Origin of the sequence: Pseudomonas peli (genome assembly GCF_050563605.1) — a bacterium.
GTDB classification, from domain to species: domain Bacteria; phylum Pseudomonadota; class Gammaproteobacteria; order Pseudomonadales; family Pseudomonadaceae; genus Aquipseudomonas; species Aquipseudomonas peli_A.
This window is the reverse complement of the sequence record NZ_JBNXUH010000003.1, coordinates 254,068-274,240: the sequence shown is the minus strand read 5'-3', so window position 1 is coordinate 274,240 and position 20,173 is coordinate 254,068. Positions and strand designations below refer to the sequence as shown.

Genomic DNA, 20,173 nt, shown 5'->3' with positions numbered 1-20,173 from the left:
ATGTCCACTTCTTTGCAACCTGTTCATGCTCTGGTTCCGGGTGCCAACCTGGAGGCATACGTGCATGCGGTGAACGGCATCCCGCTGTTGACCCCCGAGCAGGAGCGTGAACTGGCGGAAAGTCTCTTCTACAAACAAGACCTCGAAGCCGCCCGGCAAATGGTGCTGGCTCACCTGCGTTTTGTTGTACATATCGCCCGCAGCTACTCCGGTTATGGCCTGGCCCAGGCTGACCTGATTCAGGAAGGCAACGTCGGCCTGATGAAGGCGGTCAAGCGCTTCAACCCGGAAATGGGTGTGCGCCTGGTGTCGTTCGCCGTGCACTGGATTCGCGCCGAGATCCATGAGTTCATCCTTAAAAACTGGCGCATCGTCAAAGTCGCCACCACCAAGGCGCAGCGCAAGCTGTTCTTCAACCTGCGTAGCCAGAAGAAGCGTCTGGCCTGGCTGAATAACGACGAAGTGCATGCCGTCGCCGCAAGCCTGGGCGTTGAGCCGCGTGAAGTGCGTGAGATGGAAAGCCGCCTGACCGGCCATGACATGGCCTTCGATCCCGCTGCCGAAGCGGACGACGAAAGCGCCTTCCAGTCGCCGGCGCATTATCTGGAAGACCACCGCTACGACCCGGCGCGTCAGCTGGAAGATTCCGACTGGAGCGACAGCTCCAACGCCAATCTGCATGAAGCGCTGGAAGGTCTGGATGAGCGCAGCCGTGACATCCTCTACCAGCGCTGGCTGGCCGAAGAAAAAGCCACGCTGCATGACCTGGCCGCCAAGTACAACGTATCGGCCGAGCGTATTCGTCAGCTGGAAAAGAACGCGATGAACAAGCTCAAGGGCTCGATCGCCGCGTAAATCGCGCTACTGTCAGAAGCCGCACCCAGGTGCGGCTTTTTTATGGCCTGCCATACGGGGGCCACACTTCGGGCAGCGTCGCTGCGCGACGTTAAAAATCGCTCCCGGCGATTTTTTATGGTCAAGGAAAACCTCGATGAAATTACCGCCCATACGCCCGCAGCACTGGCTGATCTTTGCTGTGGTCGCCGCCTTGTTCTTTGCCTGGGGCGCGTGGCTGATGCGCCCGCAGCCGGCCGCGCAACCCTTGCCTTGGCTGGCAGAATGGCAAGCCAAGGTGCTTACGCCGCTGGCCGATGATCGCCTGAGCCTGGTGCTCTTGCATGATGCTCTGGATGGCGAGCTATGGCTGCAGCCTAATCTGGAAGGCGCACGCCTGCTGTATCGCGGTGAATTGCAGGATGCTGATGGCAATTGGTCGCTGGAGGCGGAAGTCGGTCTGGACAAAGCCGAGCGCGAAAGCCTGCTGGCCGCTGCCGGTCTAAAGCCGACGGATAAGGAGCAGCCGCTGGGCAGCCAGTTGCTGGTGTCATTGGCCAATCGCCCGATTATTGCGCTGACCCTGTTGCCGCCGGCGCCGCTGGATGTTACGCGACTCGCCGTCAGTATCGGTCAGCCGCGTCTGACCCTGGAGTTGGCCGAGGGGCAGGCCTGGGTCTATCCCGAGCTGGGCATGACCGCGCATCTGCAAGATGAAGAGCTGTACTTCCTCTATGCCGTGCCGCGGCATCTGCTTAAACAGCGCTGAGCTAAACGCCCTTTAACCAGCTCGGCCACCATTCGGGGTGGCTGGGTTGCAGGCGGTTGAGGTAATGACTGCCGCCCAGTTGCCACATCTGCTGGCGAATCCAGTTGGCCCGCTGGCTGATGCGCGCGCTCGGACGGCTGGCGCTCCACTCGCGCGGGTTGGGTAGCACGGCGGCCAGCAGACTGCTCTGCTGGCGTGACAGGTAGGGCGCGCCGACCTTGAAGTGATGCCGCGCCGCCGCTTCGGCGCCAAACACGCCATCGCCCCACTCGACGCTGTTGAGGTACACCTCAAGAATCCGCTGCTTGGGCCAGAGCAGTTCGATCAGCCCGGTAAACCACACCTCCATGCCTTTGCGCAGCCAGCTGCGCCCTGACCAGAGAAACAGGTTCTTCGCCACCTGCTGGCTGAGAGTGCTGGCGCCGCGTAGCGAGCCGCCTTGCTGGTTGTGCTCCAGGGCTGCCTGGATGGCCGCGACATCAAAGCCCCAGTGTTCAGCGAACTTTTGATCCTCGCCGGCGATCACCGCCATCTTCAGGTCGTCCGGCAGTTCACTCCACGGGCGCCAGCTGCGCTGCAGGTCGATGGGCCGGTTGTCGAGCCAGGATTCGATCTTACGCTCGACCATCAGCGCTGTGCCGGGTGGCGGCACCCAGCGAAACAACAACACCAGCAATACCGAGCCGAGGATCAGCCAGAGCAGGAGTTTGAGCAGGCGACGGGCGATAGATCGAAACATGCGTGCTTGGCCGGGATGATTTTGCCGACCATTATAGCCAGCCCTGTCTTTATAGCTGGAGTGATGCATGGCTCGTCTGTGGTTATTGCTGTCCGCCTGCGCCGGTTTTACCGGTGTCGCCCTGGGTGCCTTTGCCGCGCATGGCCTGAAGAGTCAGCTGACACCGGCTTATCTCGCGGTATTCCAGACCGGCACCCACTACCAGCTGATCCACGCGCTGGCGCTGTTCGGTGTCGGCCTGCTAGCCATCTTGCGGCCGGTGCCCCTGGTAAATTGCGCCGGCGCGTTGTTTGCCCTGGGCATCGTGCTGTTCTCCGGCAGCCTGTATGCCCTGACCTTGAGCGGCATCGGTGCGTTGGGCATGGTCACGCCTTTCGGTGGCCTGGCGTTTCTCGCGGGCTGGTTGTGCCTGGGCATGGCGGCCTGGAAGCTGGGCGGCCGTGGTATCGCCTGACCCGTAAGTCAGAAAGCAGGACGAGCGGCAGCCTTCAGCCTTGGTCAACGCCCATGATCAGGCTAGAATGCCGGCCCTTTTCCCAGTTGTGACCGACCCGTCATGCATATTCAGTTAAACGGTGAAGCATTCGAATTGCCCGACGGCGCCACCGTCGCCGGGTTGATCGACCGTCTGGATCTGGCCGGACGCCGCGTGGCGGTTGAGCTCAATCTGGATATCGTGCCGCGCAGCCAGCACGCCACCACCGCCTTGCGCGAAGGTGACCAGGTTGAAGTGGTACATGCGATTGGTGGCGGTTGAAACCAGTGTTAGCCCGCTGACTGCTCGCCCACTTTACGAGGATTACCCATGAGCCACGTTCCCAGCGACAAGCCTTTTACCCTGGCCGGCCGTACTTACCAGTCGCGTCTGCTGGTCGGTACCGGCAAGTACAAGGATCTTGAGGAAACCCGCCTGGCCATTGAGGCCTCGGGTGCCGAGATCGTTACCGTGGCGGTGCGCCGTACCAATATCGGGCAGAACCCGGGCGAGCCGAACCTGCTGGATGTGATCTCGCCGGACAAGTACACCATCCTGCCGAATACCGCCGGCTGTTACGACGCCATCGAAGCCGTACGTACCTGCCGCCTGGCCCGCGAGCTGCTCGACGGCCACAAGCTGGTCAAGCTGGAAGTGCTGGCCGACCAGAAGACCCTGTTCCCCAATGTGATCGAAACCCTCAAGGCCGCCGAAGTGCTGGTCAAGGACGGCTTCGACGTGATGGTGTACACCAGCGATGACCCGATCATCGCCCGCGAACTAGCGGCTATGGGCTGCATCGCGGTGATGCCGCTGGCCGGCTTGATCGGCACCGGGTTGGGCATCTGCAACCCGTACAACCTGCGCATCATCCTCGAAGAAGCTACCGTTCCCGTATTGGTCGATGCCGGTGTCGGCACCGCGTCCGATGCCACCATTGCCATGGAGCTGGGCTGCGAGGCGGTGCTGATGAACAGCGCGATTGCCCACGCGCAGAACCCGATTCTGATGGGCGAGGCGATGAAGCACGCGATCATCGCCGGGCGCATGGCCTACCTGGCTGGGCGTATGCCGAAAAAACTCTATGCCAGCGCTTCTTCGCCGCTGGATGGCCTGATCAAGTAACGAGCACAGCATGACTGAATTGCAGCAACAGCCTGAGCCGGCTGAAGACACCTCCAAGCACCGCGCGATCAAGAGTTTTGTGATGCGTGCCGGGCGCATGACCGAAGGCCAGCAACGCGGCCTCGATCAGGGCTGGCCGAAGTTCGGCCTGCAGCTGGAAGACGGCTTGCGTGATTTCGATCAGGTGTTCGGCCGCAGCGCGCCGCGTACCTTCGAAATCGGCTTCGGCATGGGCCATTCGACCCTGGAAATGGCCGCCGCATCGCCCGAGCAGGACTTTATCGGGGTAGAAGTGCATCGCCCGGGTGTTGGCGCGCTGCTCAACGGCCTGATGACCCAGAACCTCAGCAATATGCGCGTCTATAGCTGCGATGCGCTGGAGGTGCTGCGCAATTGTGTGGCCGACGCCAGCCTGGACCGGGTGCTGCTATTCTTCCCTGACCCGTGGCATAAGTCGCGTCATCACAAGCGCCGCATCGTTCAGGCGTCCTTCGCCGAACTGGTCCGGCAGAAGCTTAAGGTTGGCGGCGTGCTGCACATGGCCACCGATTGGCAGCCCTACGCCGAGTACATGCTCGAAGTCATGAACCCGGCTCCTGGCTACCAGAACCTGGCTGAGGATGGCCAGTATGTACCGCGCCCGACGGAGCGCCCGACTACCAAGTTCGAACGTCGCGGCGAGCGTCTGGGGCATGGCGTATGGGATTTGAAGTTCCAGCGCATTGACTGATTGATCCACGCGCTGAGGTATCGGAGCAGCAAGACCATAAGCACCAGGACGATTGCACAAGATCGGAATAATCCGACGACCGCCAGGATGGCTCCTCACCAAGACGGCACATAAACCCGGGCACCAGCCCAGGTCATAAAAACAGCAGCCCTGCCTCAGGCCAGGCTGCGAGGAGATCGCTGTGTTGAGAACGCTTTCAATTCTGCTGCTGGCTACGTGCGCGTTACAGGCACAGGCCAAAGTCGACAGTACCCAGGCTGCTCGCCTGGGCCAGGACCTGACCCCGCTGGGCGGTGAGCGCGCGGCCAATGCCGCCGGCACCATCCCGGCATGGGACGGTGGCCTGGCGCAACCGCCGGCCAACTACCAGCCGGGTATGCACCACCCCGATCCTTACAGCGCCGATGCGCCGCTGTATCAAGTCAATAGCCAGAACATGGCGCAGTACCAGGCGCAGCTACCGGCGGGCCTGAAGACGCTGCTGGAGAAGAACCCGGATTACTTCCTGCGAGTGTTTCCTACCCGTCGCAGCGCGGCCGCGCCGCAGCGCATCTATGACGCCACGCGCTTCAATGCGCAGGCCGCCGAGCTGATTTCCGGTGGTAATGGGGTCGATGGCGCCGCAGCCGGTATCCCATTCCCGCTGCCGAAAACTGGTCAGGAAGTCATCTGGAACCACATCATGCGTTACCGTGGCGACCAGATTACCTTCGCCACCAACCAGGCTGCGGTGCTGTCCAACGGCGCCTATAACCTGCTCAAGCTGGAACGCGACATCTACTTCCTCTACGGTCGTGAAGGCGTCAGCCCGCAGGACCTGGATAACACCCTGTTCTACTACAAGTACAAGGTAGTCGCGCCGGCCAAGCTCGCCGGTTCGGCGCTGGTGGTGCAGGAAACCCTCGACCAGGTACTGGCGATTCGCAAGGCCTGGCGCTTCAACCGTGGCGAGCGCCGCGTGCGCCGTTTGCCGATGCTGGCCTATGACACCCTGCAACCAGATAGCAACGGCATGGCCACTGCCGATCAGGTCGACTCCTACAACGGTGCACCGGATCGCTATGAGTGGAAGTTGGTCGGCAAACAAGAAATGCTGGTGCCGTACAACAGCTACGCCGTGCACCAGAAGGGCATTCCCTACGACAACATCCTCAAGAGCTCCACGGTTAACCCCGAGTTGCTGCGCTATGAGCTGCACCGCGTCTGGATAGTCGAGGCCGATTTGCGCAAGGGCTTTAGCCACCCGTATGCCAAACGTCGTTTCTATATCGACGAAGACAGCTGGCAGATCCTCGCCGCCGACCTCTACGACAAGAGCGGCGAGCTGAGCGGTGTGCAGGAAAGCCACCCGATCAGCTACTACGATGTACCGATGTTTGGCAGCACTCTGGAAACCATCTACGACTTCAAGGGCAAGCGCTACTTCGTCGATGGCCTGGATAACAACGAGCCGATGTACAACTTCAACGCCAAGTTGGGCCCACGTGACTTCACCCCGCAGGCGCTACGCCGCGAAGGTAACTGAGCCTCGGCTGAACTGAAAAACCGCCTCTTCGCAGGCGGTTTTTTATGGGCGGGCAACTACAGTGATGCGAGCGCGTATGGCTGAGCCTGCCTGCGCTGCGTCGATTTCTAACGGTTATCCAGGCATGCCAGGGAGGGTGTATGGGCAAGCGGAGTCAGTTTCTGTTGTTGGTTGCGCTGTTGTTGAGCGGCTGCAGTACTCAGGGCGAGCGCAGCATTCAGGAGGTGGCCGGCAGTTGGTCGATCCGCCAGTTCAATGAAAGCAGCTTTGCCTTGGGCAAGAGCAGCTATTACCGGGTCTATCATCGCGGTCAGCTGGTGCGCCTGGCGCCGCCGCTGGTGCAGCGGGAAACCAGTGAGCTGCTGGCGGTAGGGCATTTCAACCCTGGGGTGTTTCCCTATCCGGATCTGATCGTGCTGGTGCATGACCGCTTTACCAATGCGCAAGGCTATGGCGATACCAAGCTGCGGGCGTTTCAGCTGGTCTCCAAGCAGGACCGCATCGAGATCGTACCGATCCAGATATCTGCTACAGGTCTTTAGTCGTGGCTGGCGGCCTGGCTGAGCAGTTCTGTCGCGCCGGGTGTGGCTGCAGTTGTAAGCGGCTGAGTGGACTTGTCCGGAAAGTGCAGGCTCTCGCGGCGGCCATGACGGCGCAAGGTGACGTGCTGGCGCTGCACGCTGTCGAGGGTGACGCCGGGAGCGATGGTTGCGCCCACCATAAAGCGCTCAGGAGGCTGACCGGCCTGGCCAATGATTGCGCTGGAGCGGCTGCTTTGTGGGTGATTGAAGGCGGCCATCAAGGTCAGTTGCAGAGACGTGGCCGGAGCCGGGCCGCTACTGTCGATTAGAGGTGCGCCGAACAGCGCGGCCAGCTGCTGCTGGTCTATCACTGGCTGTATCGGAGCTTGTTGCACGGGGGGCAGATTGACCGGGCTCTGCAGCAATCGCCAAAACGCCGCGCCCTGAGAGGCCAGGCTGATACTGCCAGCCAGCAGAAGCAGCAGGCACAGGCCTGTGATCAGGTGCTCCGAGACAACTGGCAGGGCTGGTTTGCTGGGTTGCAACATCGCTATTCCTCAATGAAAAAACCCATGGCTGCTGACGCAGCCATGGGTTTTGGTGGTGCCGAAGTTTTACAGCTTGCTGATGCTGACGTTATCGATAAACAACGACTCACCGCGTTGCGTGCCAAGGATCAGCAGATCGACGCGGCGCAGAGTGCCGGCTGGTAGCTGTACTTCATGTTGCAACTTGCTCCAGTTGCCACCACGGGTGGCGCGCTGGCCAAGCGGCAGGTACTGGCCACGGCCATTGCCATCTTCGACATACAGATAGGCGTAGGCGATGGCGCTGACCGCACTGCTACGGCCAATGCTCAGGTCGGCCGAAACGCGATAGCGATTACCTGCCTGGACATTACCGATCAGACTGACGCTCGCACCGGCGCCTTCGTACTGACGTTGATAGGCTTCCAGGGCCTGGCGGCTACCGCTGGCGAAGGTGCTGGCGCGGGCGCTGCCGTGGAAGCCAGACCAGCCACCAATGCCGTTCTCGAAGTTCCAGCCGAACTGGGTCGGTGCAGGTGGTACAGGAGGCGCGGCGGCCTGGACTTCCTGCAGTTCGATCTCATCGACCAGCAGGCTGCTGCCGCTGTCGCTCCAGATCGCCACATACAGATTGCGCACGTTGCTTGGCGTTGTGTAGGTGAAGGATTTTTCCAGGCGGCTGAACTCGTTGCCGGTCACGGACAGGCTGACCGTCTGTTCGGCGCTGTAGGTAAAGCGGCCATCGATGCTTTCCTGCAGGATCGCCACGCGTACGTTCTCACGGCTGTCGCGGGCCTTGAGCATGGCTTTGGCTTTCAGGCGATATTTCGCGCCGGCAGTCAGGCCGGTGACCGGTGTGGCCAGTACGTCGAAGGCCTGTGCATCCATCTGCAACGCATTGTCGCGGCAGTTCAGGGCCACATTGACCAGGCTCAGCTGCGCCTGACCGAACAGTGCACGCCAGCCTTCGTTGCTGTTGAATTCGCCGTTGCTGACCAAACCCTTGAGTGCGGGTTTGCTGCACCAGGGCAGTTCGGCCGGCGGCGTGGTCGGGTTGCCGGTGCCGGGATTAGTGGTGACCGGCACCTGGGTGGCGCGGAAGGTGGCGATCTGCCCGGCCATGGCGTTGAGTGCGCGCACCGCATCGGAGCGATCCGGCATGCCACAGGGCTGATTGGCGCAGTCGGCGTCATTCAGCCGTGGGTTGGAAAATACCGGCGCCTGACGGCGAGCATTGAAGACCTGCGGGTAGGCCATGATGGTGCTGAACTGACCCTGGACGCCGTAGCCACGGCTCCATTCGTGAGTGCCGTTGTGGCCGTTGGCGTTGTAGTAGCCTTCCTGCTGGTCCTGCTCGTAGGAGTGGCGCAGGCCCATATTGTGGCCGGCTTCATGGGCGAAGGTGCTGAGGCTGCAGTCGACGCCAGTCAGGCCATAGGCCATTTCCTTGGCACCGCTGTTGAAGCGGTCGCTGTTCTTCGCCCCGGTGCCCATCCAGGCGATACCGCAGACGCCATAACCCTGGCCCTGGGTGGTGCGGTTGATCAGCTGTACCACGTCGGCGCCGTATTGCTCACGCAGGCGCTTTACCTGGGCGTCATCGGTGAACTTGTTGAGGTTGGCGCTGGACACGTCGTAGTAATTGGCCCAGTCGAGCAGTTGCTTGTGCACCAGGCGCAGGCGGATATTCACGCCGCTTTTGGCGTAGGCCGTGTTGGTGTATTCGATATAGCTGGCGATGCGTGCGTCGATATCGCGGCCGTTGGGCAGGCTCTGCGCGTCTTTGGTGTAGAGCACCATGATGTCGACGGTTTGCGGGTTGGCCTGGGCGCTATGGGCGGTCAGGGCCAGTGCGAGGGCAGAGAGCCATTGCACTTTCTTCATATCAGCGTTCCTTGTGCGATGTGGGTAAAGAGGCGATCAGCCCTGAGCGGGCGGTGGCAGCGGGGCCAGTTCTTTATGGTCGTAGTGCAGGTGGTCGTTGGGATCGGCCCGCAGTACCAGCTGGTTTTCATCGGTGATCACCGTCTTGCCGGTGGCGTTATCGATGATGATCGACAGGCTGCCGTCGAGAGTGGAGACGGTGATATGGGTCTCCAGCGTGCCCTTCACCAGGGTCATGCTTTCCACCTCATCGCCATCGATCAGGCTGCCTTGCCATACGGCGCTGCCGGCGGTGTTGCGGGTTTCGCCGAGGGTGGCGCGGGTTGGGCTGCTACGCCCCGGCAGTGCCAGGGATACCACCTGACCAACCGCAAGGTTGCTGAGTTGCTGTGGGTCGACCTGGGTCAGGTGCTGGGTGATGCCGTTGCTCTCGGTTTCCTGCAGGGAGTCTGCATCCCAGAGCGTGGCCTGCGCGGCGCTGCTGGTGGCCGCGGGCGGTTTGGCCTGCAAGGTGGAGACGCCGCTTGCGCCTTGGCTGGCTGCTGGGCTGACGGGCGCGGCCGTGCTTGCGCTGGGCGCGGGCGATTTGCTGTCGGGATTGTTATTCGATGCCGCTTGGCTTGGCTTTGGCTCAAGGTCAGCCGAGAGCACGACCCCCAAGACGCCGCCGACAATGGCGGTGGCGACTGCGGCTGTAATCCAGCGTTTTGACATGCGACTGCTCCATTAGTCTGGAAAGTTGAAGTCGCGCAGTCTAGGTAGAGCCTTGGCGGTTATTCGCTATGCAGTTCACAGGCAGAGGGTATGGGCAGGGCCAGCTTGTTTAATTTGAACGTTGGTCTCATATCCAGGGTGTGCCACGTCTCGCTCGGAATGGGGCACAGTTCCACGCCGCTCGGCTTTGGCGTTGCTGCGTGGTGCTGCAACGCCTCTTTACTTACTCGGGCTGGGCGCTGGCGCCGCGTTTGGGCAGCTGTTCGGGCAGGGCTGCCAGGGCTTTGAGCGCTGTCTCGCGGTTCGGGTAGCTGCCATAGAGCACGACGTAGCGGGTTTCTCCGTCCCGCTCGCGCTCGGCCAGGCGCAGCGGCTGTTTGGGATGGCGCTCAAGCAGGGCCTGCATAAATTCGCGGCTGCTGCCTTCAACCAACTGGATGGTGTGGCGGCGCGCTACAACCTTGGGTTTGCTTTCGCCGCCACGGCCATCGCCCAGGGTGGCGGGGTCGACAGGTTTTGGTGTTTCGATCAGGGTCTTGCTCGGTTTTGCCGGGATGGCTTTGGCCGGCTGGCGCAGGTCGGTCGCAGGCGCCTCAATGCCCTGGTCGAACAAGGCATGGGCCTGCTGCGGCAGATGGTCGTAACCGTTGGCCTGGCCGAGCAGGCGCAGGTCACGGTATTTGCCCAGGCTCAGGTTGGCCAGGCCGACGCCGTCGCGCGCCACGGTCGGGCGCAGGAACACCATCAGATTGCGTTTCTGTCGGGCTTCGCGGGTTGAGCGGAACAGCCGGCCGACTCCGGGAATATCACCGAGCAGCGGCACCTTGCTCTCGCTGCTGGTGATGTCGTCCTGAATCAGGCCGCCGAGTACGATCACCTGGCCGTCATCGGCCAGCACGGTGCTCTTGATCGAGCGCTTGTTGGTCACCAGGTCCACCGCTTGGGCATTCAGCCCAGTGCTCGGGGCGATGGAGGAGATTTCCTGCTCGATCACCAGGCGCAGGGTGGCGCCTTCATTGATATGCGGGGTGACCTTGAGGGTGACGCCGATATCCTTGCGCTCAATGGTGGTGAAGGGATTGCCCGAGCCGGCGGCGTCGGTGGTGTAGGAGCCGGTCTGGAACGGTACGTTCTGCCCGACCAGAATCTCGGCGGCCTGGTTGTCCAGGGTCAGCAGGGTTGGGGTAGAGAGCAGGTTGCTTTTACCGTTCGACGACAGCGCGGTGATCAGCGCGCCGAAGTTGTCGTTGCCGACCCCGATAATCGCCCCATTGGGCAGCGCCGCAGCGAGTTCGCCGGGGTTTTCGCTGGCGATGGCGCCGAGCAGGGTGCCGACTGACAGGCCGGTGTTGCTGAAGTTGACGCCACCCAGGCCGCCGCTACCGTTGCGGCCATCGATGGCCCACTGCACGCCAAGGGCGTCATTGATATCGCCGGACATCTCGACGATGGCCGCCTCCACCAGCACCTGGGCGCGGGGTATATCCAGCTGGCGCACCAGGTCCTCGAACATATTGACGATATCGGCTTCAGCCATGATGACGATGGCGTTGAGGCTCTCGTCGGCGCGGATCATCAGCTTCAGCGGCGTGGCGTTTTCATTGCCCTGGCTTTGGCTCAGGTTGTCGCCGAAGTCGCCAAGGGTCTTCGCCATCTCCTTGGCATCGCCATGCCGCAGACGGATAACGCGGGTATTGGCCGAGCGCGAGCTGGGCGTGTCGAGGCTCTGCGCCAATTTCAGCAGGCGTGCGCGGGCTTCGCTGGGACCGAGCAGCAGCAGGCGGTTGGCGCGGGTATCGGCGATTACCTGGGCGCCGCTGGTCTGGGCGTTTTTCAATGAGCCGTTGATCACTGCCGCCAGTTCATGGACCCAGGCATGGCGCAGGTCATAGACGCTGAAATCGTCCTGATTCTGGCTGTCCAGTTGGCGGATGATTTCGTCGATGCGGGCGATATTGGCCGGGGTGTCGCTGATGATCAGGCTGTTGGAGGAAGGCACGGCGGCCAGATGACCATGGTTGGCCACCAGCGGGCGGATCAGAGGCAGCAGGTCGTTGGCGGCGCCATGCTGCACTTGCAGCACGCGGGTTTCCAGGTTGCCACGGCTGCCGGCGGTGGTCTTGGCCTCGCTGCTGGGGATGATGCTCAGCTGATTGCCCTGCGGCATTACGGCGAAACCATGGGTGCTCATCACCGAGAGAAACAGCTTGTAGACCTCGGCGATATTCATCGGCTGCTGGGCAATCACCGTGACCTGACCTTTTACCCGCGGGTCGATGATAAAGGTCTGCCCGCTGATGCTGGATATCTGCTCGATAAAGTCGCGAATTTCCGCGCTCTGCATATTGATGGTCCAGCTGTCCTCGTTCTGTGCAGGCGCTTCGGTCGACGCATTGGCCTGGTTGGCGATACCGAGCAGCAGCGCGGTGTGCAGCAGTAGCAGGCGGAGAAGTGGGCGCAGGGCAGGCGTGATCATGGCTAGGGCATCAGTATGTGTGGCCGTAATGCACTGCCGCAGCCGACGCAAGGTCGGGCAAGGAAAGGCTGGAGGCGCTGTTTGGATGGGATAAAACGGCTGCAACCAGCACTGCGAGCAGTGTTGGGGGCGCAAGGCTAATGAAAAAAATCGGCGCTTGTTGAGGCGTGATGGCGATCTGCGATGATCGTCACAGTCGGTCGGCAATTTGTTGCCAGGGCGTGATGGGCGTCAGTTGGCGGTTGCGCCTGCAAGCGGGAGCCCATGGTCAGGCTCCCGATCAGTTCGCCAGCAGCCTAGCTGCGGTCGGCAAGGATGCCGATGATAAAGAACACCAGGATCAGCACTGGAGCCAGGGTGAAGTTGTTGAAGAAGCCCAGGCCCTTGGCCAGGTAAGGCGTGGCGAAGACGATCAGCAGGCCGTAGCCCACCGCGCAGAGCAACACGAAGATCAGCGTGCGGAAGATAAAGTTCATGCTGCTGGTATTGCGCTGCACCCAGGCGTTGATGCCGGGGCCGAACAACACCAGCAGAGTGGCCATGATCGCCAGGGAAATATCGTAGAGGTGGCTGCGGCTCCAGCGCGACAGGGTGACGATCAGGTCGAGTAGCAGGTCCATCAGGTTTCCTTAGCCGTGTGGGCGCATGCGTCAGGGTAGAAAGTGTTGCAGCAGGTCGTTGAGAAACAGCTGGCCTTCGCGGGTGGCGCTCAGGCGTGTCGGGTCGCTGTGCAGCAGGCCGCGTTGCTCGGCTTCTAGGCGCGCTGCGGCCAGTTGGTTGAGTGGTAGACCGGTGCGCTGAGTGAACAGTTCGCTGGCGACGCCGTCCGTGAGGCGCAGCACATTCATCAGAAATTCGAAGGGCAATTCATCTGCGCTCAACGGGCGTTCGCCGGCGCTGAAGCGTTTGCTGCGGTCCAGGTAGTCCTTGGGCAGGCGGGTTTTCCAGCTGCGGCTGATGCTACCGTCCGGGCAACTTAACTTGGCGTGAGCGCCGGCACCGATGCCGAGAAAATCGCCGAAGGTCCAATAATTCAGGTTGTGCCGCGCGGCCTTGCCGGTTTGGGCGTAGGCCGAGACTTCGTATTGCGCGTAGCCTTCGGCGGCCAGCAGGGCCTGCCCGGCTTCCTGAATGTCCCAGAGAATATCGTCCTCGGGCATCACTGGAGGCTGGTTCCAGAACACCGTATTCGGCTCCACCGTCAGCTGATACCAGGACAGGTGCGTCGGCCCCTGGGCAATGGCGATGCGCAGATCGCTGAGGGCATCCTCGATGGACTGGTTCGGCAGGCCGTGCATCAGGTCCAGGTTGAAATTGTCGAAGCCGGCGGCGCGGGCCATATCGGCTGCGTGCACGGCTTCATCGCCGTCGTGGATACGCCCCAGGGCGATCAGTTTGGGCGCCTGGAAACTCTGCACGCCAATCGACAGGCGATTGATGCCCAGGCGGCGATAGTCCTTGAACTTGGCCTGTTCGAAGGTGCCGGGGTTGGCTTCCAGGGTGATCTCGATATCGGCGGCAAACGGCACACGCCGCTCCACGCCCTCAAGCAGGCGACCGAGGGCTTTGGCCGAAAACAGGCTAGGCGTGCCGCCGCCAAAGAAGATCGAACTCAGCGGGCGGTTATGCACCTGCGCCAGATCGGCATCCAGATCCGCCAGCAGAGCGTCGACGTATTCTTCTTCCGGCAGCGTTGGCCCGGCGGCATGGGAGTTGAAGTCGCAATACGGACACTTCTTCACGCACCAGGGAATGTGCACATAGAGTGCAAGTGGCGGCAGCTCGAAGCCGCCGCCGGACGCCGTGGTCATGCCAGGCCCAGCCGCTGTTTGAGTAGGGCCATGGCGCGGGCGCGGTGGCTGATCTGGTTTTTCTCGGCCGCAGGCAGCTCGGCGCTGGAGCAGTCGCGCTCGGGCACCCAGAACAGCGGGTCGTAGCCGAAACCTTCCACGCCCTGTGCTGCGTGCAGGATGCGCCCATGCCAGAGGCCTTCACAGATGATCGGCAGCGGATCGTCGGCGTGGCGCACCAGCGCCAGGCAGCAGACGAACTGCGCGCCGCGCTCGGCATCCGGCACATTCTTCAGGGCGTCGAGCAGCTTGGCGTTGTTCGCCGCATCACCCTGACCATCGGCGTAGCGTGCCGAGTAGATGCCCGGCGCACCGCCGAGAAAGTCCACCGCCAGGCCGGAGTCATCGGCCAGCGCCGGCAGGCCGGACAGTCGAGCGGCGTTGCGCGCTTTGAGAATGGCATTCTCGATAAACGACAGGCCGGTTTCTTCCGGCTCGACTATCGAAAATTCGCCGACTGAGCGCACGCGCACGCTGCTGCCGAGCATGGCCTGCAGCTCCTTGAGTTTGCCGGCGTTGTGGCTGGCCAGCACCAGTTCGCTGAAGTTCATCATTCGTCTGGGAAGAATTCCTGGTTGAAATCGAAGCTGTGCGCCACGCCATCGGCCGCGCGCACATTGATGGTGAAACGCAGCATCTCGCGCTGGGTAAAGGGGAACTGCGCCAGGTAATAGATGGCTGCGCCCTCGTTGACCTGCTTGAAGGTCAGCGGGTGGCTGCGGCCGACCAGGTCCTTCACTTCGCCGCTGACGCTGGCGCTGCTGGCTGTACCGGCTTTGAGCACGGAGATATTCACCACGCCCTGGGTCTTGCTGCGCACCAGGCCGTTGGCGGCTGCGATGTCCGGTTGCAGAAACTCGGAGTTGAAGGCGATGTAATGCACGTCGAGGTCGCCGAAGGTCTGCTTGCGTTCAGCAAGCGCCGGCATGCTCAGGCACAGGGCGATAAACAGAAATGCGATGCGACGCATAAGGGTTCTCCAGATAGCAAATCTTGCGGGGCAGTCGCCTAGTTGGCGATCTGCACGTCTTCGGCCGTGGGGCCGCTGATCCGGTAAATGCCGATTTCACCTAACAGATTAGGCCAGATCCGGCTGGCCCAGCCGTGCCGGTGGTCGCGGTCCACGGCCAGGCGATCCATGACTTTCGCGCCCTGGTTGTGGCACAGGTTTTCGAAGTCTTCGAAGGTGCAGAAGTGGATGTTCGGCGTGTTGAACCAGGTGTACGGGAGAAAATCCGACACAGGCATACGGCCCTTGGTAGTGAGGTACCAGCGGCAGTGCCAGTGGCCGAAGTTTGGGAAGGTGATGATGCAGGTCTTGCCGACGCGCAGCATCTCCGCCAGAACCTTGTCCGGGTAATGCAGGGCTTGCAGCGACTGGGTCATAACCACCACATCGAAGCTGTTGCTGGCGAAGTTGCCGAGGCCCTTGTCGAGGTTCTGCTCGATCACGTTGACGCCTTTGCTCACGCACTGGGCGATGTTGTCCGCATCGATTTCCAGACCGTAGCCGGACACCTGCTTGTGTTCGGCCAGCCAGGCGAGCAATTCACCATTGCCGCAACCCAGGTCGAGCACCCGGCTGCCGGCGGGAATCCACTCTTGGATGATTTCGAGATCCGCGCGCATGGCTACACCTTAATCCGTTTCATATAGCTGTCGAACGCCTGCAGGTAACGCGGGATCGGCATGAGGAAGGCGTCGTGGCCCTGGGGCGCATCGATTTCCAGATAGCAGACGTTTTTCCGCGCGGCAGTCAGCGCATCGACGATTTCCCGCGAGCGCGCCGGCGAAAAACGCCAGTCGGTGGTGAAGGACATCACGCAGAAGTCAGCGCTGACGTGGGCCAGGGTCTTGGCCAGATCGCCATCGAAGGACGCGGCCGGATCGAAGTAGTCCAGCGCCTTGGTCATCAGCAGGTAGGTGTTGGCGTCGAAGCGTCCGGAGAACTCCTCGCCCTGATAGCGCAGGTAGCTTTCCACCTGGAACTCGACGCTGTGGAAGTCGTAGTTGAGCTTTTCGCTCTTCAGACCACGGCCGAATTTCTCGCCCATGGCGTCATCCGACAGGTAGGTGATGTGACCGACCATGCGCGCCAGCATCAGCCCGCGTTTGGGGATTACGCCCTGTTCCTGGAAGTGCCCGCCATGGAACTGTGGGTCAGTGAGGATCGCCTGGCGCGCCACTTCGTTGAAGGCGATGTTTTGCGCCGATAGCTTGGGTGCCGAGGCAATCGCCAGGCAGTGGCGTACGCGCTCGGGGTAGCTGATGGTCCACTGCATGGCCTGCATGCCGCCCAAGCTGCCGCCGATCACTGCGGCCCACTGGCTGATGCCGAGGTTGTCGGCCAGTCGCGCCTGGCTGTGCACCCAATCTTCCACGGTCATAACCGGGAAGTCGGCGCCGAAGGGTTTTCCGGTCGCTGGGTTGATGCTGCTGGGGCCGGTGGAGCCGTTGCAGCCGCCGAGGTTGTTCAGGCTGACGACGAAAAACTTGTTGGTGTCGATGGGTTTGCCAGGGCCGATACAGCTGTCCCACCAGCCCGGTTTACGGTCTTCCGCACTGTGATAACCAGCGGCATGGTGGTGGCCGGACAAGGCGTGGCAAATCAGCACGGCGTTGCTCGCCGTGGCATTCAGCTCGCCATATGTTTCGAAGATCAGTTGGTAGTCGGCCAGGCTGCGCCCGCAGGCCAGCGCCAGAGGTTCTGCAAAGTGCAGCACCTGCGGGGTTACCAGGCCAACAGAGTCTTGGGGAAAGGCAGTCGACATCGACCCTGCTCGCAATAAAGGAAGAGCCGCAGTCTAAAGAGCGCCGCCCCAGGCGGCAAGCGCATGGGGCGGCTGGGGTACGGCGGATGTGGCGGCGCTGAAGCGGCGGGCTATTCGCCGATGCTATGCGGGCGCGCAGCCCCTGGCAGGTTGACCACCTTGCCCTGACGTTGCACGGGGGCAGGGCGGCGCAGGATGCGCAGCATGTCGTTGGCCTGCGCCAGTTGCTGCTCCAGCTCGCCGCTGTAACGTGCCAGTTGCTGGCCGCGCTGGCGTGCCTGCTGGGTTTCCTGGGCCAGGGCCTTGAGCCGCAGCATGTGGGTTTCCAGCAGCTGCTTGTGTTCCAGGGTGTGCTGCATCAGTGGCATCAGCGCATCGCTGGCCCATTGTTCGGCTTCCTGGCGCATGCGTTGGTGCAGGCCGATCACTTCCTGCACCAGGGTGGCGAAGAAGCGTTTGGTCAGGCTGCGCTGTTCTGTCAGCAGGGTTTTCAGCTGCAGGCGGAACTGGTCGGCCTTGGTCTGTTGCTGCTTGAGTTCGCGCAGGTAGCGGTTGACGTTGAACTGCGGTGCGTCGACGCCATGCAGCGGGTTCTCTTCGTTGTGCCGACGGTAGATGGCCGCGACCATCTTGTTGGCCATCTCGGCTTCCTGCGCCAGGTTGTGCAGGTCCTGCTCCACGCTGCGGAAGAAATGCAGGATGGCCTGGTTGATGCCTAGGGTGGTCCAGCTGCCGGTGAGATTCTTGCGCACCTTGTTCAGGTGTTCGTCCAGGCGCTCGCTGCGCGAGGCGTGACGCAGCAGATCGCCCTGACGCTTGAGCAGGCGCTGGTTGGTTTTCAGGCCAAGCAGGCGTTTATGGTGCTGGCTGTGGTCTTCCTTGGTCTTGGCGGTCAGCTCGAACAGCATCTGGCCGTTGTCGTGCTGGTGGTTGCTCAGCAGACCCTGTTGTTCGTTGACCTTTTCCAGGCGCAGGTTGAGCACATGCTGACTGTTCTGCAGCAGAGCCAGCACCTGATTGACCACGCGGTCTTCGAGCAGGCGTTCCTTCTGCGCGATGATGCGCTCGCACAGCAGGTTTTCCAGGTTGCTCATCTGGCTGCGGGCCAGCAGTTCAGGGTCCTTGCGCACCTTGGCCAGCATCGCTTGCTTGGCCGACAGCGGCAGTACGTCCTCGACGCGGATGCCGAGCTGGCGTGCGGTGCTGGTCTGGATCTGGCGGATGGCGTTCTGCACAAAGGCTTCGCCGGCCAGGTCATCCCACAGCACGTCGATCTTGTTCAGTACGGCGAACAGGCTGGTCTGGGTGTCTTCGTCGAGCTGGCGGATATGCTGTTGCCACACGGCCATATCGCTGGCGGTTACGCCGGTGTCGGCGGACAGCAGGAAGATGATCGCCTGGGCGCTGGGCAGCATCGACAGGGTCAGCTCCGGCTCGCTGCCGAGGGCGTTCAGGCCGGGAGTGTCGAGAATGCGCAAGCCCTGACGCAGCAACGGGTGGTCGAAGTTGACCATGGCGTGACGCCAGGCCGGAACCAGCACTTCGCCGGGTTTATTGGTGCTTTCCAGCATGTCCGGGTGAAAGCCCAGGGCAATTGCCTGTTCGACCGGCATGGGTTTGGTCCGCGCGACCTGGACAAAGGCCTGGACCATATTGTCCGGGTCGCTGAGGTCCAGCGGGATATTTACCCAATGCCGTGGAATACGTTTGAACTGCGCCACACTGGCTTCGGACACGCGGGTCTCGATGGGCAGCAGGCGAATATAGGAGCGTTCCGAGCGCGGGTCGAAGAACAGCTCGGTGGGGCACATGGTGGTGCGCCCAGCCTGGGACGGCAGCATGCGCTGGCCGTAGGAGGAGAAGAACAGGCTGTTGATCAGCTCGGTCTTGCCGCGCGAGAACTCGCCGACAAAGGCCAGGGTGATGTGGTCCGTGCGCAGCAGCTTCAGTGCGCGCTCAAGCTTGGCTTCCACAGCCTCGGAGTTCAGCCGATTGGTCACCAGCCAGCTGCGATAGCGGGTGATTTCGCGCATCAGCTCGCGCTTCCAGGTGACGTAAGCATCGACCTGCTGACTGAGACGTTCCATGCTCATCCTGGGCTTTCCTCCGGTTGGCGCATCCATTGTGGGACGACTGGGGCTATACGGCACCCAGGTTAAGTCGGGCACACATTGAACGATGCCGCGCAGCGAGCCGACGCGGCAGATAACGCTTTAAAGCCTGTGGAATTACGCCAGATCCACGAAGTTCGTGGATTGACTGCTTGGCATTATGCGGGTCGCAGCTATGGCGTCAATTGCATGTCGTCGCACGCCCGCCTTATGGTCGGTCAGAGTGACCGAGCGGTCAGTGCGAGTTCGTCTGGCAGGCGCTGCGGTTGTTTGATGCGTACACGCTTTTGCCGGCTTTGCTGACCGCTTTCCAGGCTGACTTGGCTCTTGCTCACGGCAAACACGCTGGCCAGAAAGGCCAGCAGCTGGGCATTGGCTTTGCCATCCACGGGCGGCGCGGTAAGGCGGATTTTCACCCGCTCACCGTGCAGCCCGGCGAACTCATCCTTGCTCGCTTTGGGCTGCAGGTGGCACTCGAGAATCAGATCGGCACCATCCCAGCGAAAGTGGCTCATCCGGTCCTCGTGGTCAGATCGCCAGGCTGAGGCCTTTGTACATGCCGGTCATGATCGCCAGGTTGCGGATCACCAGCATGTCGATCAGGTTGAGCAGCAGGAACGCGACGATGGGCGACAGATCCAGTCCGCCCATGCTCGGCAGGATGCGGCGGATCGGCGACAGCAGCGGCTCGCAGATCTGATTGATCAGCATGGCGGTGGGGTTATGGCTGCCCTGGGCGACCCAGGACAGAATCACGCTGATGATCAGGGCAAAGAAGAACACCTTGAGGAACAGCGCGGTGACGCCAATGATCGACCACACCAGCAGTTGCAGCGGGTTGTCCAGGCCGTAGCCGAGCAGCAGCAGGGTTACAGCCATCAGCAGCAGCTGCAGCACAATCGCCAGCACCAGAGATGCCAGATCAAGCCCGGCCAGGCTGGGAATGACCTTGCGCAGCGGCTTTAACAGTGGGTGGGTGGCGCGCACGATAAACTGGCTGACCGGGTTGTAGAAGTCCGCCCGCACCAGTTGCAGGATAAAGCGCAGCAGCACGATCAGCAGGTACAGGCTGCCAATGGTTTGCAGGATATAAACAGCAGCGGTATTGAGTCCGATCATCTT

Annotated in this window: 22 protein-coding genes; 8 read left to right on the top strand and 14 right to left on the bottom strand. The window is 61.8% G+C overall.

Features of this window, described 5'->3' with window-relative positions:
* Window positions 1-855, top strand: coding sequence for an RNA polymerase sigma factor RpoH (rpoH, locus tag ACQ4LH_RS05855; protein ID WP_397492284.1), 855 nt, complete (start codon window positions 1-3; stop codon window positions 853-855).
* Between the two features lie 136 nt (window positions 856-991).
* Window positions 992-1,603, top strand: coding sequence for a hypothetical protein (locus ACQ4LH_RS05850; protein WP_430696348.1), 612 nt, complete (start codon window positions 992-994; stop codon window positions 1,601-1,603).
* 1 nt (window position 1,604) lies between these two features.
* Here ACQ4LH_RS05850 and mtgA read toward each other — a convergent pair whose 3' ends face one another.
* Complete coding sequence (gene mtgA / locus ACQ4LH_RS05845; RefSeq protein ID WP_430696347.1) at window positions 1,605-2,342, bottom strand: monofunctional biosynthetic peptidoglycan transglycosylase; 738 nt, start codon at window positions 2,340-2,342, stop codon at window positions 1,605-1,607.
* Between the two features lie 67 nt (window positions 2,343-2,409).
* Here mtgA and ACQ4LH_RS05840 point away from each other — a divergent pair, with 67 nt between their 5' ends.
* The 6 genes from ACQ4LH_RS05840 to ACQ4LH_RS05815 all read left to right on the top strand — a co-directional run bounded on the left by ACQ4LH_RS05840 (window position 2,410) and on the right by ACQ4LH_RS05815 (window position 6,739).
* A complete protein-coding gene (locus ACQ4LH_RS05840) occupies window positions 2,410-2,796 on the top strand; it encodes a DUF423 domain-containing protein (protein ID WP_430696346.1) in 387 nt (128 codons plus the stop codon).
* A 102-nt stretch (window positions 2,797-2,898) separates the two neighbouring features.
* On the top strand, window positions 2,899-3,099 hold the full coding sequence (thiS, locus tag ACQ4LH_RS05835; protein ID WP_275960366.1) for a sulfur carrier protein ThiS: 201 nt from the start codon (window positions 2,899-2,901) through the stop codon (window positions 3,097-3,099).
* 48 nt (window positions 3,100-3,147) lie between these two features.
* Entirely contained in the window at window positions 3,148-3,942 is a 795-nt protein-coding gene (locus ACQ4LH_RS05830; protein WP_430696345.1) for a thiazole synthase, read from the top strand.
* A 10-nt stretch (window positions 3,943-3,952) separates the two neighbouring features.
* Window positions 3,953-4,672 (top strand): tRNA (guanosine(46)-N7)-methyltransferase TrmB, encoded by a 720-nt coding sequence (gene trmB / locus ACQ4LH_RS05825; RefSeq protein ID WP_430696344.1) that lies wholly within the window; start codon window positions 3,953-3,955, stop codon window positions 4,670-4,672.
* A 181-nt stretch (window positions 4,673-4,853) separates the two neighbouring features.
* Window positions 4,854-6,197, top strand: coding sequence for a DUF1329 domain-containing protein (locus ACQ4LH_RS05820; RefSeq protein ID WP_430696343.1), 1,344 nt, complete (start codon window positions 4,854-4,856; stop codon window positions 6,195-6,197).
* 140 nt (window positions 6,198-6,337) lie between these two features.
* Entirely contained in the window at window positions 6,338-6,739 is a 402-nt protein-coding gene (locus tag ACQ4LH_RS05815) for a hypothetical protein (protein WP_430696342.1), read from the top strand.
* On the opposite strand, the gene ACQ4LH_RS05810 is transcribed toward ACQ4LH_RS05815, so the two are convergent.
* From ACQ4LH_RS05810 to ACQ4LH_RS05750, 13 genes are all read right to left on the bottom strand, one after another.
* Window positions 6,736-7,266 (bottom strand): type II secretion system protein N, encoded by a 531-nt coding sequence (locus ACQ4LH_RS05810; protein WP_430696341.1) that lies wholly within the window; start codon window positions 7,264-7,266, stop codon window positions 6,736-6,738. The two genes, ACQ4LH_RS05815 and ACQ4LH_RS05810, sit on opposite strands and share 4 nt — an antisense overlap.
* Window positions 7,267-7,332: 66 nt before the next feature.
* Entirely contained in the window at window positions 7,333-9,129 is a 1,797-nt protein-coding gene (locus tag ACQ4LH_RS05805; RefSeq protein WP_430696340.1) for a zinc-dependent metalloprotease family protein, read from the bottom strand.
* Window positions 9,130-9,165: 36 nt separating this feature from the next.
* Window positions 9,166-9,843 carry a hypothetical protein gene (locus ACQ4LH_RS05800; RefSeq protein ID WP_430696339.1) on the bottom strand — a complete coding sequence of 226 codons (678 nt, stop codon included), beginning with the start codon at window positions 9,841-9,843 and terminating at the stop codon, window positions 9,166-9,168.
* 223 nt (window positions 9,844-10,066) lie between these two features.
* Window positions 10,067-12,319, bottom strand: a complete 2,253-nt coding sequence (gene gspD, locus ACQ4LH_RS05795) for a type II secretion system secretin GspD (RefSeq protein ID WP_430696338.1) — start codon at window positions 12,317-12,319, stop codon at window positions 10,067-10,069.
* 296 nt (window positions 12,320-12,615) lie between these two features.
* On the bottom strand, window positions 12,616-12,939 hold the full coding sequence (locus tag ACQ4LH_RS05790; protein WP_090380340.1) for a DUF3392 domain-containing protein: 324 nt from the start codon (window positions 12,937-12,939) through the stop codon (window positions 12,616-12,618).
* Window positions 12,940-12,969: 30 nt separating this feature from the next.
* Entirely contained in the window at window positions 12,970-14,130 is a 1,161-nt protein-coding gene (gene hemW / locus ACQ4LH_RS05785; RefSeq protein WP_430696337.1) for a radical SAM family heme chaperone HemW, read from the bottom strand.
* The gene (gene rdgB / locus ACQ4LH_RS05780) at window positions 14,127-14,723 is read right to left on the bottom strand and encodes an RdgB/HAM1 family non-canonical purine NTP pyrophosphatase (protein ID WP_430696336.1); all 597 of its coding nucleotides are present in this window, start codon (window positions 14,721-14,723) and stop codon (window positions 14,127-14,129) included. The genes hemW and rdgB overlap by 4 nt, the downstream gene beginning before the upstream one ends.
* Window positions 14,720-15,139 carry a DUF4426 domain-containing protein gene (locus ACQ4LH_RS05775; protein WP_430696335.1) on the bottom strand — a complete coding sequence of 140 codons (420 nt, stop codon included), beginning with the start codon at window positions 15,137-15,139 and terminating at the stop codon, window positions 14,720-14,722. The genes rdgB and ACQ4LH_RS05775 overlap by 4 nt, the downstream gene beginning before the upstream one ends.
* Before the next feature lie 38 nt (window positions 15,140-15,177).
* Complete coding sequence (gene metW / locus ACQ4LH_RS05770; RefSeq protein ID WP_430696334.1) at window positions 15,178-15,798, bottom strand: methionine biosynthesis protein MetW; 621 nt, start codon at window positions 15,796-15,798, stop codon at window positions 15,178-15,180.
* 2 nt (window positions 15,799-15,800) lie between these two features.
* Window positions 15,801-16,940: a homoserine O-succinyltransferase MetX gene (gene metX / locus ACQ4LH_RS05765; RefSeq protein ID WP_430696333.1), complete on the bottom strand. Its 1,140-nt coding sequence runs from the start codon at window positions 16,938-16,940 to the stop codon at window positions 15,801-15,803.
* A gap of 110 nt (window positions 16,941-17,050) precedes the next feature.
* Entirely contained in the window at window positions 17,051-19,033 is a 1,983-nt protein-coding gene (locus ACQ4LH_RS05760; RefSeq protein ID WP_430696332.1) for a dynamin family protein, read from the bottom strand.
* Between the two features lie 236 nt (window positions 19,034-19,269).
* Window positions 19,270-19,566, bottom strand: a complete 297-nt coding sequence (locus ACQ4LH_RS05755) for a DUF167 domain-containing protein (protein ID WP_430696331.1) — start codon at window positions 19,564-19,566, stop codon at window positions 19,270-19,272.
* Window positions 19,567-19,579: 13 nt separating this feature from the next.
* Complete coding sequence (locus tag ACQ4LH_RS05750) at window positions 19,580-20,170, bottom strand: YggT family protein (protein WP_430696330.1); 591 nt, start codon at window positions 20,168-20,170, stop codon at window positions 19,580-19,582.
* Window positions 20,171-20,173 lie beyond the last annotated feature (3 nt).

What these genes read in the sequence shown, in the direction of transcription:
- rpoH (WP_397492284.1), top strand. Translation starts at nt 1, where the DNA reads ATGTCCACTTCTTTGCAACCTGTTCATGCTCTGGTTCCGGGTGCCAAC.
- ACQ4LH_RS05850 (WP_430696348.1), top strand. Translation starts at nt 992, where the DNA reads ATGAAATTACCGCCCATACGCCCGCAGCACTGGCTGATCTTTGCTGTG.
- mtgA (WP_430696347.1), bottom strand. Translation starts at nt 2,342, where the DNA reads ATGTTTCGATCTATCGCCCGTCGCCTGCTCAAACTCCTGCTCTGGCTG.
- ACQ4LH_RS05840 (WP_430696346.1), top strand. Translation starts at nt 2,410, where the DNA reads ATGGCTCGTCTGTGGTTATTGCTGTCCGCCTGCGCCGGTTTTACCGGT.
- thiS (WP_275960366.1), top strand. Translation starts at nt 2,899, where the DNA reads ATGCATATTCAGTTAAACGGTGAAGCATTCGAATTGCCCGACGGCGCC.
- ACQ4LH_RS05830 (WP_430696345.1), top strand. Translation starts at nt 3,148, where the DNA reads ATGAGCCACGTTCCCAGCGACAAGCCTTTTACCCTGGCCGGCCGTACT.
- trmB (WP_430696344.1), top strand. Translation starts at nt 3,953, where the DNA reads ATGACTGAATTGCAGCAACAGCCTGAGCCGGCTGAAGACACCTCCAAG.
- ACQ4LH_RS05815 (WP_430696342.1), top strand. Translation starts at nt 6,338, where the DNA reads ATGGGCAAGCGGAGTCAGTTTCTGTTGTTGGTTGCGCTGTTGTTGAGC.
- ACQ4LH_RS05810 (WP_430696341.1), bottom strand. Translation starts at nt 7,266, where the DNA reads ATGTTGCAACCCAGCAAACCAGCCCTGCCAGTTGTCTCGGAGCACCTG.
- ACQ4LH_RS05805 (WP_430696340.1), bottom strand. Translation starts at nt 9,129, where the DNA reads ATGAAGAAAGTGCAATGGCTCTCTGCCCTCGCACTGGCCCTGACCGCC.
- ACQ4LH_RS05800 (WP_430696339.1), bottom strand. Translation starts at nt 9,843, where the DNA reads ATGTCAAAACGCTGGATTACAGCCGCAGTCGCCACCGCCATTGTCGGC.
- gspD (WP_430696338.1), bottom strand. Translation starts at nt 12,319, where the DNA reads ATGATCACGCCTGCCCTGCGCCCACTTCTCCGCCTGCTACTGCTGCAC.
- ACQ4LH_RS05790 (WP_090380340.1), bottom strand. Translation starts at nt 12,939, where the DNA reads ATGGACCTGCTACTCGACCTGATCGTCACCCTGTCGCGCTGGAGCCGC.
- hemW (WP_430696337.1), bottom strand. Translation starts at nt 14,130, where the DNA reads ATGACCACGGCGTCCGGCGGCGGCTTCGAGCTGCCGCCACTTGCACTC.
- rdgB (WP_430696336.1), bottom strand. Translation starts at nt 14,723, where the DNA reads ATGATGAACTTCAGCGAACTGGTGCTGGCCAGCCACAACGCCGGCAAA.
- ACQ4LH_RS05775 (WP_430696335.1), bottom strand. Translation starts at nt 15,139, where the DNA reads ATGCGTCGCATCGCATTTCTGTTTATCGCCCTGTGCCTGAGCATGCCG.
- metW (WP_430696334.1), bottom strand. Translation starts at nt 15,798, where the DNA reads ATGCGCGCGGATCTCGAAATCATCCAAGAGTGGATTCCCGCCGGCAGC.
- metX (WP_430696333.1), bottom strand. Translation starts at nt 16,940, where the DNA reads ATGTCGACTGCCTTTCCCCAAGACTCTGTTGGCCTGGTAACCCCGCAG.
- ACQ4LH_RS05760 (WP_430696332.1), bottom strand. Translation starts at nt 19,033, where the DNA reads ATGAGCATGGAACGTCTCAGTCAGCAGGTCGATGCTTACGTCACCTGG.
- ACQ4LH_RS05755 (WP_430696331.1), bottom strand. Translation starts at nt 19,566, where the DNA reads ATGAGCCACTTTCGCTGGGATGGTGCCGATCTGATTCTCGAGTGCCAC.
- ACQ4LH_RS05750 (WP_430696330.1), bottom strand. Translation starts at nt 20,170, where the DNA reads ATGATCGGACTCAATACCGCTGCTGTTTATATCCTGCAAACCATTGGC.